At 57.2% G+C, this 14,355-nt stretch carries 14 protein-coding genes; 9 read left to right on the top strand and 5 right to left on the bottom strand.

The annotated features are described in order from the left end of the window. Positions 1-181: 181 nt before the first annotated feature. The gene (acs, locus tag IV01_RS18695) at positions 182-2,137 is read right to left on the bottom strand and encodes an acetate--CoA ligase (protein ID WP_032627033.1); all 1,956 of its coding nucleotides are present in this window, start codon (positions 2,135-2,137) and stop codon (positions 182-184) included. A 387-nt stretch (positions 2,138-2,524) separates the two neighbouring features. On the opposite strand from acs, the gene IV01_RS18700 reads away from it, so the two are divergent. The 6 genes from IV01_RS18700 to IV01_RS18715 all read left to right on the top strand — a co-directional run bounded on the left by IV01_RS18700 (position 2,525) and on the right by IV01_RS18715 (position 6,731). Then, positions 2,525-2,791: a DUF2790 domain-containing protein gene (locus tag IV01_RS18700; protein WP_032627031.1), complete on the top strand. Its 267-nt coding sequence runs from the start codon at positions 2,525-2,527 to the stop codon at positions 2,789-2,791. 358 nt (positions 2,792-3,149) lie between these two features. Then, positions 3,150-3,980 (top strand): phenylalanine 4-monooxygenase, encoded by an 831-nt coding sequence (gene phhA, locus IV01_RS0124710; RefSeq protein WP_050507321.1) that lies wholly within the window; start codon positions 3,150-3,152, stop codon positions 3,978-3,980. A 15-nt stretch (positions 3,981-3,995) separates the two neighbouring features. Continuing rightward, the gene (locus IV01_RS18705) at positions 3,996-4,352 is read left to right on the top strand and encodes a 4a-hydroxytetrahydrobiopterin dehydratase (protein ID WP_032627029.1); all 357 of its coding nucleotides are present in this window, start codon (positions 3,996-3,998) and stop codon (positions 4,350-4,352) included. 593 nt (positions 4,353-4,945) lie between these two features. Beyond that, positions 4,946-5,086 (top strand): hypothetical protein, encoded by a 141-nt coding sequence (locus IV01_RS26840; protein ID WP_195758759.1) that lies wholly within the window; start codon positions 4,946-4,948, stop codon positions 5,084-5,086. A 79-nt stretch (positions 5,087-5,165) separates the two neighbouring features. Further along, a complete protein-coding gene (locus tag IV01_RS18710; protein ID WP_032627028.1) occupies positions 5,166-5,360 on the top strand; it encodes a hypothetical protein in 195 nt (64 codons plus the stop codon). A gap of 147 nt (positions 5,361-5,507) precedes the next feature. Next, positions 5,508-6,731, top strand: coding sequence for an MFS transporter (locus tag IV01_RS18715; RefSeq protein ID WP_032627026.1), 1,224 nt, complete (start codon positions 5,508-5,510; stop codon positions 6,729-6,731). Here the strand turns inward: IV01_RS18715 and arfB are convergent, their stop codons facing one another. From arfB to IV01_RS18735, 4 genes are all read right to left on the bottom strand, one after another. Continuing rightward, positions 6,732-7,145, bottom strand: a complete 414-nt coding sequence (gene arfB, locus IV01_RS18720; protein ID WP_032627025.1) for an alternative ribosome rescue aminoacyl-tRNA hydrolase ArfB — start codon at positions 7,143-7,145, stop codon at positions 6,732-6,734. It lies immediately after the preceding gene. A 114-nt stretch (positions 7,146-7,259) separates the two neighbouring features. Next, positions 7,260-8,051 carry an ABC transporter permease gene (locus IV01_RS18725; RefSeq protein WP_032627023.1) on the bottom strand — a complete coding sequence of 264 codons (792 nt, stop codon included), beginning with the start codon at positions 8,049-8,051 and terminating at the stop codon, positions 7,260-7,262. Continuing rightward, complete coding sequence (locus IV01_RS18730; protein WP_032627045.1) at positions 8,048-8,980, bottom strand: ABC transporter ATP-binding protein; 933 nt, start codon at positions 8,978-8,980, stop codon at positions 8,048-8,050. Before IV01_RS18730 ends, IV01_RS18725 begins: the two co-directional genes overlap by 4 nt. Positions 8,981-9,138: 158 nt before the next feature. Further along, positions 9,139-9,762 carry a glutathione S-transferase family protein gene (locus IV01_RS18735; protein WP_032627021.1) on the bottom strand — a complete coding sequence of 208 codons (624 nt, stop codon included), beginning with the start codon at positions 9,760-9,762 and terminating at the stop codon, positions 9,139-9,141. 444 nt (positions 9,763-10,206) lie between these two features. Here IV01_RS18735 and IV01_RS18740 point away from each other — a divergent pair, with 444 nt between their 5' ends. From IV01_RS18740 to IV01_RS18750, 3 genes are all read left to right on the top strand, one after another. Further along, positions 10,207-12,654 (top strand): acyl-CoA dehydrogenase, encoded by a 2,448-nt coding sequence (locus IV01_RS18740; RefSeq protein ID WP_032627020.1) that lies wholly within the window; start codon positions 10,207-10,209, stop codon positions 12,652-12,654. Positions 12,655-12,753: 99 nt separating this feature from the next. Continuing rightward, entirely contained in the window at positions 12,754-13,164 is a 411-nt protein-coding gene (locus IV01_RS18745; protein WP_032627018.1) for a PA2817 family protein, read from the top strand. 355 nt (positions 13,165-13,519) lie between these two features. Continuing rightward, positions 13,520-13,987 carry a hypothetical protein gene (locus IV01_RS18750; protein WP_032627017.1) on the top strand — a complete coding sequence of 156 codons (468 nt, stop codon included), beginning with the start codon at positions 13,520-13,522 and terminating at the stop codon, positions 13,985-13,987. Positions 13,988-14,355: the final 368 nt, after the last annotated feature.

The following is a 14,355-nucleotide window of genomic DNA, read 5'->3' as shown; positions in this document are numbered from 1 at the left end:
TCATGAAAAACACCCCAGAGGTTGGACGGGTGTCCAACTTTTGGGGCGCACTTCATAAAATGCGTGTTTCATCTGTGGGAGCGAGGCTTGCCCGCGATAAGGGCGCATCGGTTTTAACCAGAGAACCAACAAAAAACCCCACCCGGCTCACACCGAATGGGGCTTTTTCAGGCCGTGACTATCAGGCCACGCTCATGGTCTTGTGGGTATCGATCAAATGCTGAACCACGCTTGGATCGGCCAGGGTGGAGATATCCCCAAGGGAATCGTATTCACCGGTGGCGATTTTGCGCAGGATGCGGCGCATGATTTTACCCGAGCGGGTTTTCGGCAGTCCTGGGGCCCACTGAATCACGTCCGGTGAGGCAATCGGGCCGATCTCTTTGCGGACCCAGTTACGCAACTCGATACGCAGCGCTTCGTCCGGCACTTCGCCACCGTTCAGGGTCACGTACACATAGATACCCTGCCCTTTCAGATCGTGAGGCACACCGACCACAGCGGCTTCGGCAACCTTCGGATGGGCAACCATGGCGCTTTCGATCTCGGCCGTGCCCATGCGGTGGCCGGAAACGTTGAGTACGTCGTCCACGCGGCCGGTGATCCAGTAGTAGCCATCTTCGTCACGGCGCGCACCGTCGCCGGTGAAGTACATGCCACGGAAAGTCTTGAAGTAGGTGTCGACGAAACGATCGTGGTCGCCATACAGCGAACGGGACTGACCCGGCCAGGAATCCAGGATCACCAGATTGCCTTCCGCTGCGCCTTCGATCAGGTTGCCCAGGTTATCCACCAGGGCCGGGATGACGCCGAAGAACGGACGGGTCGCCGAACCTGGTTTCAATGCAGTTGCGCCAGGCAGCGGGCTGATCAGGATGCCGCCGGTTTCGGTCTGCCACCAGGTATCGACAATCGGGCAGTTTTTCTTGCCCACGGTGTTGTAGTACCAGTTCCAGGCTTCCGGATTGATCGGCTCGCCCACCGACCCCAGCAAGCGCAGGCTGGAACCGTCAGCACCGTCAACCGCCTTGGTGCCTTCTGCCATCATGGCGCGAATCGCGGTCGGCGCGGTGTAGAGGATGTTGACCTTGTGCTTGTCGACGATCTTCGACACGCGGGTGATATCCGGATAGTTCGGCACCCCTTCGAACAGCAAGGTGGTCGCGCCATTGGCCAGCGGGCCGTAGACGATGTAGCTGTGGCCAGTGACCCAGCCCACGTCAGCGGTACACCAGTAGACTTCGCCCGGCTTGTAATCGAACACCCGCTCATGAGTCAGGGCCGCGTACAGCAGATAACCGGCGGTGGTGTGCAAAACACCCTTGGGTTTGCCGGTGGAGCCGGAGGTATAAAGGATAAACAGCGATTCTTCAGCGCCCATTTCTTTCGGTGCGCAGGTCGCGGAGGCCACTTCCAGCAGCGAGTGGTACCAGATGTCGCGATGGCGGTTCCACTCGATCTCGCCGCCAGTGCGCTTGCAGACGATGACTTTCTGCACGCTGGCGGTTTCAGGGTTAGTCAGCGCGCGGTCAACGTTGGCCTTCATAGCGGTGCGTTTGCCGCCACGCAGACCTTCGTCAGCGGTAATCACCACTTTGGATTTGCAGTCGATGATACGACCGGCCAGCGCTTCGGGCGAGAAGCCGCCGAAGACCACCGAGTGAATCGCGCCGATCCGTGCACAGGCCAGCATGGCGACCACGGCTTCAGGGATCATCGGCATATAAAGCGTCACCACGTCGCCGCGATGCACATCCTGGCCCCGCAAGGCGTTGGCGAACTTGCAGACTTCTTCGTGCAGCTCACGGTAAGTGATGTTGCGACTTTCGGAAGGATCATCGCCTTCCCAGATAATCGCGATGCTGTCGCCGCGCTCGGCGAGGTGGCGATCCAGGCAGTTATAGGCAACGTTGAGGGTGCCATCGGCAAACCATTTGATATCGACCCGGTGATCGTCGAACGAAGTCTGCTTGACCGAGGTAAAAGGCTTGATCCAGTCCAGGCGCTGAGCTTGTTCACGCCAGAAACCGTCAGGATTGACCACTGACTGCTGGTACATGGCCTTGTAGGTCGCCTCATCGGTCAGCGTAGTCGCTGCGACTTCTGGGCGGACGGGGTACAGGGAAGCTGCACTCATCTTGGTTACCTCGGTGGATAGTTGTTGTTTTATGTGTCAGTTGTAGCCGCCTGTCGCCGTTCGGACCATTCGACGATGGTCTTACCGACCTGCCCGGCTGCCATTCAGCCCCCGCAGGCACTACATTTGCGCCTCCGCCCGTGAGAAAGCAAGCAGGCAGCTCTGGACCGGGCCGTTCAGGGATTGTTACCGAATCGACTAATAATCTTTGTAAAAGTGTTTCTGTATGGCGTGTTGATGCAGGCATAGAATCAGCTCCGCCAACACGGCACATGATTAACAACTGACAGCCTCCCACGGCAAGTTGATCTTAATTATAGAAACTGGCTACACACATCACCGCTCTACGGTGGTGTGCCCCCTGTCGAACTCAAGAAGGTAAAAGAGATGAAAGTTTCACTGTTGGTTCTGGCGCTCTGTGGTTTCAGCACACTTGCAATGGCTGAAGAATCCGGAGCAAAAGTTGCTGCCCAACAAGCCCGCGTCGAGCAATATAAGTATGGAAGCCATCCCGATATCGCCAAGGTCATTTCGGTCACCGAAATCCCCAACGTCTGCGCAGTCGTGCCTATGCGCATGACCTACGAAGATCACGACGGCCATCAGCACGTGATGGGCTACCAGGTGATGGGCAATGGCTGCACTAACGGGTAAACACTGGTATTGCGCAAACAACGCTGATCTGAAGTAGATAAGTTACCTGTGGGAGCGAATTCATTCGCGAAAGCTGTGTGTTAGTCATCCAGGTTTTTTGGTGCTGACCTTCTTCGCGAATGAATTCGCTCCCACAGATGTGTATTTCAATCAAATAAGTATTGGATACAGGATATGCAGTGACGTGCAAATCCGTCCGCCTATAGTCGCTTTATAAGTCGCAGCAAGATCACAGCGTATGTAATTCACGTATTCCCACCTCCCCCTACTGACATGCTGAAATTACTCGACACTTGAGCTATCGTTCCATTGGGCGTTCGCGACAAACCCTATAAAAAGAACCCCAAGGGAGAGCAGCATGAGCAGTACCACCTATGTGGCACGTGAGCCCGACGCACAAGGGTTCATTGATTACCCGGCCGCCGATCATCAGGTATGGAATACCCTGATCACCCGGCAGATGCAGGTGATCGAAGGACGCGCCTGCCAGGAATATCTGGACGGCATCGCGCAACTTGCCCTGCCTCACGATCGCATTCCGCAATTGGCAGAAATCAATCGAGTGCTGGGGGCAACCACAGGCTGGCAAGTGGAGCGCGTACCGGCGCTGATCCCTTTCCAAAAGTTTTTCGAGCTGTTGGCCAACAAACAGTTTCCGGTTGCCACTTTCATCCGCAGCGCTGAGGAACTGGACTACCTGCAAGAGCCGGACATCTTCCACGAGATCTTCGGGCACTGCCCGATGCTGACCAATCCGTGGTTTGCGGAATTCACCCATACTTATGGCCGGCTTGGTCTCAACGCCAGTAAGGAGCAACGTGTCTATCTGGCGCGGCTGTACTGGATGACCATCGAATTCGGCCTGTTGGAGACCGCCCAGGGTCGCAGAATCTACGGTGGCGGCATCCTCTCCTCACCCAGAGAAGCGGTTTACAGCCTGTCGATGACCCCTGAACATCAGCCTTTCGATGCCGTTGAAGCCATGCGCACGCCCTACCGCATCGATATTCTGCAACCTCTGTATTTTGTATTGCCCGACCTCAAGCAGCTGTTCGATCTCGCCCGACAAGACATCATGGGCATGGTTGGCCAAGCGATGCAGTTGGGCCTGCACGAAGCTAAATTCCCGCCAAAACTCTCTAAAGAAAAGCTCCCTCCGGAAAAGACATCCAGCCACCAGTTGGCCTGAACAGGAAAACCTTTTATGACGACCCTCAACCAAGCTCATTGCGAAGCCTGCAGCGCCAACGCTCCGCAGGTCAGTGAGGCCGAGCTTCCGGCGCTGCTCAAGCAGATCCCGGACTGGAACATCGAAGTGCGTGATGGCGTGATGCAGCTGGAAAAGGTTTATCGCTTCAAGAATTTCAAATTTGCGTTGGCGTTCACCAATGCCGTCGGGGAAATCGCCGAAGCCGAGGGCCATCACCCCGGGCTGCTGACCGAATGGGGCAAAGTGACCGTGACCTGGTGGAGCCATTCGATCAAAGGCCTGCACCGCAACGATTTCATCATGGCGGCCCGGACCGATGAGGTGGCGAAAGGCGCCGAAGGAATCAAATAGCGCCTTATTAGCGAATAAACGCGAGACCTATTGCAGCTCACCGAGGTTACGAGGCCAGCGATGGCGGCCGGTCTGATACACCGCGTCGTCATCTATCGCGGGCAAGCGCGCTCCTACGGCAGGTGCAACGGCGACCGTTTCAGTAAATCCGACACACCGCCATCGCTACCTCGCGGTGCTCGTGAGCTCCACAGGGGTGGCCTGTTTTTTCTCGGCAATGACCGAGCTGTGACTGAGTAAACGCGAGACCTGTAGGAGCTCACCGAGGTTACGAGGCCAGCGATGGCGGCCGGTCTGATACACCGCGTCGTCATCTATCGCGGGCAAGCGCGCTCCTACGGCAGGTGCAACGGCGACCGTTTCAGTAAATCCGACACACCGCCATCGCTACCTCGCGGTGCTCGTGAGCTCCTACAGGGGCAGCCGGTTTTTTGCTGCAATGACCCAGGACAGCAAAATCGGCTTTTTGTTTCCGTACATGACCAACGGTCGAGATAAACGTCTGTTTGTCATTTTGTCTGCTGTATCCTGCCCAAGCTTTTTAGAAGCACGGTTCTGCCCAGCAACTAAAATTCTTGCAAGGAGCGACTTCGATGCATGAAATCCCAAACTTTCCCCCAAGCCAGAAAGAACCAGAGCAGTCGACATTGGCTCAACTGGAACTCGGACAGCCGGTCGAAATGAAAGCCGGCGCGCAGGCTGAACCAAGCCAGCAAGCCTCCAGCGAAGACTGAGGGCGACTTTTCAGGCGTATCGGAACCATCACTTGCTGTGGTTTCATACGCCTGAAATGCCCACGACCACAGGCTGCAGATGAACGATTTCAACGAAGCACAAGCCAACACCCTGATCGGTACTGCCGAACGCATGATCAAAGTCTGGGCGCAGTTGAGCCCGGAAAAGAAGCAACTCCTGCTCGCCCGTTTCGGCAATCAGGAAAACGCCCTCGCCGCACTCGTGACCAGCCAGCTGGTTGCACCTGAAACCAAAACCCGATCCAGCACCTGACACCAGCGCTTCACTCCCTCACGTAAAAAGTTTCTAAGCTGCCTGCTTCTAACGCTCAACGCACCGCTATCATTGAGCACTTGGTCAGCTTTCCAGGCCTGCACTCCGCTTTGACTCACTCTGCCGTTTTTCGTGGACCGTCCCCTAATGTCTGAAACACCCCAAACCGCCCCGCAACGCCCGATGGCCATTACCCTGCAAGTAGTGTCCATCGTAATGTTCACCTTCATCGGCTACTTGAATGTCGGTATTCCCCTGGCAGTGCTGCCGGGTTACGTGCATACCGATCTGGGGTTTGGCGCCGTGACGGCGGGGCTGGTGATCAGCGTGGCCTATCTGGCGACCTTGCTCAGCCGGCCCTATGCCGGACGCATCATCGACAACCTGGGCGCCAAGAAGGCGGTGTTGATCGGGCTGGCCGGTTGTGGACTGAGCGGTTTATTCATGCTGGTTTCCAGCTGGCTGCAAGCCTGGCCCATGGTGAGCCTGATCTGCCTTTTCGTGGGTCGTCTTGTGCTGGGCAGCGCGGAAAGTCTGGTGGGTTCCGGCTCGATTGGCTGGGGCATCGGCCGCGTCGGTTCAGCCAATACAGCTAAAGTGATTTCCTGGAACGGTATCGCCAGCTACGGCGCGCTGGCCATTGGCGCACCGCTGGGAGTGTTGCTGGTCAATACGCTGGGGCTTTGGAGTATGGGCGTCAGCATCATTCTGCTGGCGCTACTGGGGCTGCGACTGGGCTGGAAAAAACAGGCCGCGCCCATCGTGCACGGTGAGCGTCTTCCGTTCATACACGTGCTGGGCAAAGTTCTGCCCCACGGCATGGGCCTGGCGCTGGGCTCCATCGGTTTCGGTACCATCGCAACCTTTATTACTCTGTATTACGCCAGCCATAGCTGGCCAAACGCAGTGCTGTGCCTGAGCCTGTTCGGCGGTTCATTCATCAGCGCGCGGTTGTTGTTCGGCAACATGATCAACCGTATTGGCGGCTTCAAGGTGGCGATCGCCTGCCTGAGCGTGGAAACGCTCGGCCTGCTGCTGTTGTGGTTGGCGCCTTCGCCCGAGCTGGCGTTGGCTGGCGCGGCGTTGACCGGCTTCGGATTCTCGCTGGTGTTCCCGGCGCTGGGGGTCGAGGCGGTGAATCTGGTACCGGCGTCCAGTCGAGGCGCGGCGGTGGGTGCCTATTCGCTGTTTATTGACCTGTCCCTTGGGATTACCGGTCCACTGGCTGGTGCGGTAGCGGCTGGTTTTGGCTTCTCTTCGATATTCCTGTTTGCCGCCCTCGCCTCGTTGAGCGGTCTGGCATTGAGTGTCTGGCTCTACAAACAGGCCAAGGTCATGCGCCAGAGCAACTCCACTCAGAGCAGCGCCTGATCAGAAATCCACCTTGCCGCGCCCGGCCTTGATCGAGCCACGCTTGGTCTTGGACTCCAGACGACGCGTCTTGGAACCCAGCGTCGGCTTGGTGGGTCGGCGCTTCTTCTCGACCTTTGCCGCATTCACAATCAGCTCGGTCAATCGCTCCAGCGCATCGGCACGGTTCTGTTCCTGGGTGCGGTATTGCTGCGCCTTGAGCACAATCACGCCATCACTGGTTATCCGACTGTCACGCAGCGCCAGCAGCCGCTCTTTGTAGAAAGGCGGCAGCGACGAGGCGTTGATGTCAAAACGCAAGTGCACGGCGCTGGAAACCTTGTTGACGTTCTGCCCCCCTGCGCCTTGGGCACGGATGGCGGTCAACTCGATTTCGGCATCGGGCAGATGGACGTTGTTGGAAATTATGAGCATGGGAGGATCCTTGTTGGAGCGAGGCTTGCCCGCGAATCAGGCGACACGGTTTGGCATACACACCGCGTTATCGTTCTTCGCGGGCAAGCCTCGCTCCAACAGGATCTTAAGCATCTACTGGCGCATCCCGCGTCCGCTCACCAGTAACCGCGCACAGCCCAGATACAGGACGATAGTCGCGACCACCATGAATGCCATGGCGATGCTGATGCGGATGTCGGAGACACCCAGAATGCCAAAGCGGAACGCGTTGACCATGTGCAGGACCGGGTTGGCCATCGATACGGTCTGCCAGAACGGCGGCAGCAGGTTGATCGAATAAAACACTCCGCCCAGGTAGGTCAGTGGCGTCAGCACGAATGTAGGAATAATCGAAATATCGTCGAAGTTACGCGCAAATACGGCGTTGATGAAGCCCAATAGCGAGAAGATAGTCGCAGTCAGCACCACCACCACGACCGTGACACCCAGGTGGTGAACCTGCAGATCGGTGAAGAACATCGACAGAATGGTGACGATCACGCCAACCATCAAACCGCGCAAGACGCCGCCCGCGACGTAGCCTACCAGGATGGTGTGGGGTGATACCGGCGAGACCATCAGCTCTTCCACCGAACGCTGGAACTTGGCACCGAAGAAGCTCGATACCACGTTGCCGTAGGAGTTGGTGATCACCGACATCATGATCAGGCCCGGCACGATGTATTGCATGTAGGTGAAACCACCCATGTCGCCGATCTGACGGCCGATCAGGTTGCCGAAGATCACGAAGTACAGAACCATGGTGATCGCTGGCGGCAGCAGTGTCTGCGGCCAGATGCGCATAAAGCGTCGCACTTCGCGATAGATGATGGTGTTCAGCGCAATCAGGTTGGGCCGCAGCTCGGAGCCGGTCGGGTTGCTCATACCGCCACCTTCGACAGGTTTTTTTCCACCAGGGACACGAACAACTCCTCAAGACGATTGGTTTTATTGCGCAGGCTCAGCACCTCGACGTTCTGCGTCGCCAGTTGACCGAACAACGCGGTAATACCGACCTTTTTGTCGACCTGGACTTCCAGGGTGTGGCTGTCGATCAGCTTGCTCGGGTAGCCCACCAATTGCGGCGCCACTTGATACTCGTTCTTCAGATCCAGCAGGAACGTCTCGACCGTCATCTTGTTGAGCAACTGCTTCATGCCCATGTTCTCGACAATCACACCGTGGTCGATGATGCCGATGTTGCGGCACAGCTGCTCGGCCTCTTCAAGGTAGTGAGTAGTCAGAATGATGGTCGTGCCCTGCTCGTTCAGCTCAGTGAGAAAACTCCACATCGAACGGCGCAGCTCGATGTCCACACCTGCGGTTGGCTCGTCGAGAATCAACAGGCGCGGCTGGTGGACCAGGGCGCGAGCAATCATCAGCCGGCGCTTCATGCCGCCCGAAAGTGAACGCGACGGCACGTCGCGCTTGTCCCACAAGCCCAACTGGGTCAGGTACTGTTCGGCGCGCTCCTTGGCAATCTTCGGCGGGATGCCGTAGTAGCCGGCCTGAGTCACGACGATGTCGAAAGCTTTTTCGAACTGATTGAAATTGAATTCCTGGGGCACCACGCCGATGCAGCGCTTGAGCGCAGCGGGCTCGCGGTCCAGGTCATGGCCAAAGATGTTCACCGTGCCACTGGTCTTGTTGACCAGGGTGGAAATGATGCCAATGGTGGTGGATTTGCCGGCGCCGTTGGGGCCGAGCAAGGCAAAAAAGTCACCTTCGGCGACATCCAGATCGATACCACTCAATGCCTGGAAACCGTTGCCGTAGGTTTTGGTTAGCTGCCGGATGGACAGAGCAGAACTCATATCGGAAAAAATACCAGTCAAGAAATAGAGGATGAAGATGAGGGCGTACACACTTGATTACAACTGCGGCGCGCCATGCAATGGTGCTTGGCTACGCCGCTCAAGTACAGCGCGATCTATTGATAGTAGCTATCAACACAAGGCATCAACCTGACGCATCAGGTCAAAGCAGTCATCACAGCAGACCGATAAGCGGGCCGTGCTTTAAGGCGCTCGTACCAGCTTTCGAGGTGTGGCATGGCCGGTCGTTCAATCGGCATTTCAAACCAGGCATAAATAAAGCTGCCCAGCGGGATATCACCCATACCGAATTCATCACCCGATAGGTAAGGCTGTCTGGTCAGCGCTTCGTCAACCATGACCAGAAGGCTTTGGACGGTCTTGATAGCGCCATTGATCTGAACCCAGTCTTGCTGCTCGGCCGGAGTACGCAATACGCCCCAGAACACATGACGGAAGGGATCGGCAAAGCTTGAAGTCGTCCAGTCCATCCACTTGTCCGCCACGGCCCGCTGTTGCGGGTCAGCCGGATAAAGTGCCGAATCCGGAGCATGGCGCGCTGCCAGATAACGCACGATGGCGTTGGATTCCCACAACACGAAGTCGCCATCCTCGATCATCGGGATGCGCCCGTTGGGGTTTTTCGCCCGATACTCAGGCCCGTCAACCAGCCCGAACGCCCCGCCCGCCGCTACAGACTCATACGCCAGCCCCAGCTCTTCAGCAATCCACAGCGCCTTGCGCACATTGGAAGAATTCGTACGACCCCAGATTTTAAGCATTGGTTTCTCCTCGAGAGTGGGCGACAGGATAGACCTGAAATACAGTCATGTGGGTGGTGCTTTATGTGGGAGTGGTGCTTGCTCTGGGCGGCATTCCGACGATAAGGCCGCCCAGAGCAAGCACCGCTCCCACAAAAGTGATCTCAATAGTGGCGCGACGACGTGGGACCGGCTTTAGCCGGGAAGAGGCCAGTACATCCATCCGATATTTATCGTCTGAAATGCCGCCTTCCCGGCTAAAGCCGGTCCCACGTCACATCCGCTTGCGGGCAAACATAGAATCTCCCACAGGGGCCGCATTTCAGATTGAGACCGAATCATGCAGTGAAACTCCCCCTCCCCGCCAGGGTCACTATCCATGCACTCGATCGGGCCCCGTCTTGACGGAACATGTCCCGGCTCTTGATAGTGGCTGCTCGCTGCTGTCATCACGGAGGATTACTTATGCTGTTGTTGTGGATTGTGGTTCTGGTTATCGGCATCGCCTGGTTGGCGCACCGTCGGATGTCGCCGCTGCCTGCGCTAGGCGTGGTTGCGGTTTACCTGCTGGCGATGGGCGTGTTCAGTCACGCGCCGGGCTGGCTGATGGCGATCTTCTGGATTGCCCTGCTGGCCGTGGCATTGCCCCTTGCATTGCCTGACCTGCGGCGCAAGCATTTCACCGCGCCGATGTTCAGCTGGTTCAAAAAAGTATTGCCACCCATGTCTGAAACCGAGCGCGACGCCATCGACGCCGGCACCGTCTGGTGGGACGGCGAGCTGTTCAGTGGTCGCCCGGACTGGGACCTGCTGCTCAGCTATCCGAAAGTCCAGCTGACTGAAGAAGAACAGGCTTTTATCGACGGCCCTACCGAAGAGCTATGTGCGATGGTCACGGACTGGGAAATCGGTCAGGCCATGGACCTGCCGCCCCGGGCCTGGGAACACATCAAGCAACATGGCTTCTTTGCCTTGATCATCCCGAAAGAATTCGGCGGTAAAGGCTTCTCGGCCTACGCTCACTCGCAAGTGGCCATGAAGCTGGCAACCCGCAGTGGCGACCTGGCGTCTACCGTTATGGTCCCCAACTCCCTCGGTCCTGCCGAACTGCTGTTGCATTACGGCACCGACGAGCAGCGCAACCACTATCTGCCGCGTCTGGCCCGTGGCGATGATATTCCGTGTTTCGCCCTGACCGGCCCGCTGGCGGGTTCCGACGCAGGAGCCATGCCCGACACCGGCATCATCTGCAAAGGCCAGTGGCAAGGTGAAGAAGTCATCGGCCTGCGCCTGAACTGGGAAAAGCGCTATATCACCCTCGGCCCGGTTGCCACCCTGCTGGGCCTGGCGTTCAAAGCCTACGATCCGGAACACCTGCTCGGCGAAGAAGAAGATCTGGGCATCAGCCTGGCGTTGATCCCCACCGAAACGCCGGGCGTGGAAATCGGCCGCCGTCACCTGCCGCTGGGCGCAGCGTTCATGAACGGCCCGAACTCCGGCAAGGATGTGTTCATCCCTCTGGAGTACCTGATCGGTGGTGAGGAGATGCTCGGCAAAGGCTGGATGATGTTGATGAACTGCCTGTCGGTAGGCCGCTCCATTTCTCTGCCTGCAGTGGGTACCGGCGCCGCCAAGTTCACCAGCCTGGTCACCGGCCAGTATGCGCAGGTGCGCGAGCAGTTCAATGTGCCGTTGTCGGCATTTGAAGGTATTCAGGAGTCTCTGGCACGAATCGGCGGCAACGCCTGGCTGATGGACAGCGCGCGAATGCTGACCGCCAATGCCGTGGACCTGGGTGAGAAACCGTCGGTACTGTCGGCGATCCTCAAGTATCACCTGACTGAACGTGGCCGCGAATGCATCACCCATGCCATGGACGTACACGGCGGCAAGGGCATCATCATGGGCCCGAACAACTACCTGGGCCGCAACTGGCAAGGCGCACCGATCTTCATCACGGTTGAAGGCGCGAACATCCTGTCGCGCAACCTGATGATCTTCGGTCAGGGCGCGATTCGCTGCCACCCATTCGTGCTCAAGGAAATGGCCCTGGTGGGTCGTGAAGACCAGCAACAGGCCTTGGCCGAGTTCGACACCCTGCTGCTCAATCACATTGGCTTTGCCGTGAGCAACGCCGCCAGTACCTTCATCCTCAATCTCGGTTTTGGTCGTTTCGAAAAGGCACCCGGCGATCACCTGAGTCAGGGCTACTACCGCGCCCTGAACCGGCAGGCCGCTGCATTTGCCATGCTTGCCGACCTGAGCATGATGATGCTGGGTGGCGAGTTGAAACGCCGCGAACGCTTGTCTGCGCGACTGGGCGACGTCCTCAGCCATCTGTACCTGGCTTCGGCCGCACTCAAGCGTTATCACGACCTGGATTATCCGGAGCATCTGCAACCGCTGTTCCGCTGGGCCATGGAAGAAGCGCTGGGCGAATCCGAGCGCGCGCTGGACGAACTGCTCACCAACTTCCCGAATCGGGTCCTTGGCGTTCTGCTTCGCGGGGTCGTCTTCCCGTTCGGCCGTCGTCACAAAGGCCCATCCGATGCACTGGACGCGCAAGTGGCCAGCGTATTGGGCCGGGCGAAGGGCGATCCGACTCTGGAAGAATTGCTCGCCGGTTGCTACCGCCCACAAAACCCGGACGATGCCGTGGGCGCGTTGCAACATGCCAGCGACTTGCTGAACGCCGCAAAACCGCTGCACAAGAAGCTTCACGTGGCGTTCAAGGCAGGCCAGTTCCAGCCGTCTGCTGGTGAACACGTCATCGACGCAGCGCTGAACGCCAGTGTCTTGCAATCAGCCGAGGCCGAAACCCTGCGCGCAGCGGAAGCGGCACGCCGCAAGGTGATTGATGTGGATGACTTCGATAAAGAGGAGCTGACGCTGACCGAGGGCAAAATTCGATAAAAGGGCTCATTTATTCAAGGGCTCGTCAGCCCAATCCCACAGCAGGCGCGCAGAGCTTTATACTCTCGCGCCTGTTTTTTTGTTTTTGAGGATTCCACCATGGCCGACGCCACTCTCGACCACCAACTGAACCTGCTGGCCCACCTGCGCAGCATCCTGGTCGCACTGGGCGAGGCCGAGCAGGTTCCTGAGGAAAGCCATGCGCTGTTCATGGAGCGCTTCGACGAACTGCTGACGTTACTGCCGCAAGACCCTATCGAAAGCCAGTATCTGGGCCAGGACATCCTCTGCCAGGTGATCCAGCGCTACCCGCAAATCGCCCATCTGGTGCCGCGCGACCTGCTTTGGTTCTTTGCCGGTGACTGCCTGCACTTCATGCCGGACGAGGAAATCCAGCTTTATCAGTCGCTTGAAGAGCGTCGCTATGAAGCCGAACAGAACGAAGAACCGTTCGATTGGAACATGGAAAAACAGCTGTTGGCGATGCCCGCCGAGGGCAATAAGCACTGATCTGCGGGGCATGATCCAATTTGCCAGACGCCGAACTGAACCATTAAGCAAAGGTCACTTAGTGATTTAAATCGGCGTTTGACTGTAAGAACATTATGTTTGTTACCCCAGGCAAAACTCGAGCCCCCCTTCAATTTTATGTGAACCCGTTCAAATTAAATCCACCTGCTGGCTCATCGCCAAACCAAACAGCTGAACGAGGCTTGTTAAGGCTGTCGGGCTAATGGATACTCGGGACCTCCGTCAACTTTGTATTCTCGCAGCCACTTATTAAATCAGCGCGAACACCTGCGGGCTGAAAGTTGTATTGGAGACCATTACGAACTGTCATATAACTCTGCCAGGGAAGAATTCGATGTCTACAGTCTCAGCTACACCGCCCTCTACCAGCTCAACTCCCAGCTCGCATAAATCCTCCAGCTTTGATGCGAAGCTGGACATTGCGAAGTCCAGCCAGATTCTCGTGGATTATCTGAAAGACAATGGCAAGTCGGCGATCAATGCCGATGAGCTTTCGCGCCTGGCCAATGCGCCGGCAGACGATGTGTCGGCAGAAGTATCGGCGGCAGCGGATTACATGACCCGACACTCGGATGTCTTCACCGCCATTGAAACCCACGACGTGGCGGGGGCTGACAACCTATCCGGGGTCTGGAACCTGGAATGGGCCGCTCAAGGCGGGCTGAACGGCACGGCGGTGGAAGCCATTGCCAAAATGACTGACACCTTCGATCTGGCGATCGCCAAATCTGCCGAGATCACCCAGATCACCACTGGCAAGAAAGCTGAACTGGATGCCACCAAGCAGCGTCCACAAAGCTGATACTCCTCGATAGAAGATGCGGTGTACGCCAATCCTGGGTACACCGCACATTCATCAAGCGCTTGGTGATTCTCGCCGATATCCTGCCTGCACCGCTATCCAGCATCCCTCGATGCTCACGGATTAACTTACGCATTGGTTAACACACTCAGCAACCGTCGGCTTTCCGAACGGAATAACAATAAAGTTCGGATTTCCGAACATATAGCGTGACGACCATTCAACAGCACTATAGTTCCCGATATCATTCAAGCACTTACACTTCCAGCTAATGCATAACAACTGGCACACAACCTGCTTAGGTTACCTACTAGATAGAAACAGACCCGAAGTCATTGCGCACTATAAGTTACACCCTCTGAAGAACG

Source organism: Pseudomonas syringae (assembly GCF_000737245.1).
Classification (GTDB): Bacteria; Pseudomonadota; Gammaproteobacteria; order Pseudomonadales; family Pseudomonadaceae; genus Aquipseudomonas; species Aquipseudomonas syringae_J.
This window is presented reverse-complemented; position numbering and strand designations above follow the sequence as displayed.

Coding starts and splice junctions, on each gene's coding strand:
- acs (WP_032627033.1), bottom strand. CDS start 2,137: ATGAGTGCAGCTTCCCTGTACCCCGTCCGCCCAGAAGTCGCAGCGACT.
- IV01_RS18740 (WP_032627020.1), top strand. CDS start 10,207: ATGCTGTTGTTGTGGATTGTGGTTCTGGTTATCGGCATCGCCTGGTTG.
- IV01_RS18705 (WP_032627029.1), top strand. CDS start 3,996: ATGACGACCCTCAACCAAGCTCATTGCGAAGCCTGCAGCGCCAACGCT.
- IV01_RS26840 (WP_195758759.1), top strand. CDS start 4,946: ATGCATGAAATCCCAAACTTTCCCCCAAGCCAGAAAGAACCAGAGCAG.
- IV01_RS18750 (WP_032627017.1), top strand. CDS start 13,520: ATGTCTACAGTCTCAGCTACACCGCCCTCTACCAGCTCAACTCCCAGC.
- IV01_RS18735 (WP_032627021.1), bottom strand. CDS start 9,762: ATGCTTAAAATCTGGGGTCGTACGAATTCTTCCAATGTGCGCAAGGCG.
- IV01_RS18710 (WP_032627028.1), top strand. CDS start 5,166: ATGAACGATTTCAACGAAGCACAAGCCAACACCCTGATCGGTACTGCC.
- IV01_RS18730 (WP_032627045.1), bottom strand. CDS start 8,980: ATGAGTTCTGCTCTGTCCATCCGGCAGCTAACCAAAACCTACGGCAAC.
- phhA (WP_050507321.1), top strand. CDS start 3,150: ATGAGCAGTACCACCTATGTGGCACGTGAGCCCGACGCACAAGGGTTC.
- IV01_RS18715 (WP_032627026.1), top strand. CDS start 5,508: ATGTCTGAAACACCCCAAACCGCCCCGCAACGCCCGATGGCCATTACC.
- IV01_RS18700 (WP_032627031.1), top strand. CDS start 2,525: ATGAAAGTTTCACTGTTGGTTCTGGCGCTCTGTGGTTTCAGCACACTT.
- IV01_RS18745 (WP_032627018.1), top strand. CDS start 12,754: ATGGCCGACGCCACTCTCGACCACCAACTGAACCTGCTGGCCCACCTG.
- IV01_RS18725 (WP_032627023.1), bottom strand. CDS start 8,051: ATGAGCAACCCGACCGGCTCCGAGCTGCGGCCCAACCTGATTGCGCTG.
- arfB (WP_032627025.1), bottom strand. CDS start 7,145: ATGCTCATAATTTCCAACAACGTCCATCTGCCCGATGCCGAAATCGAG.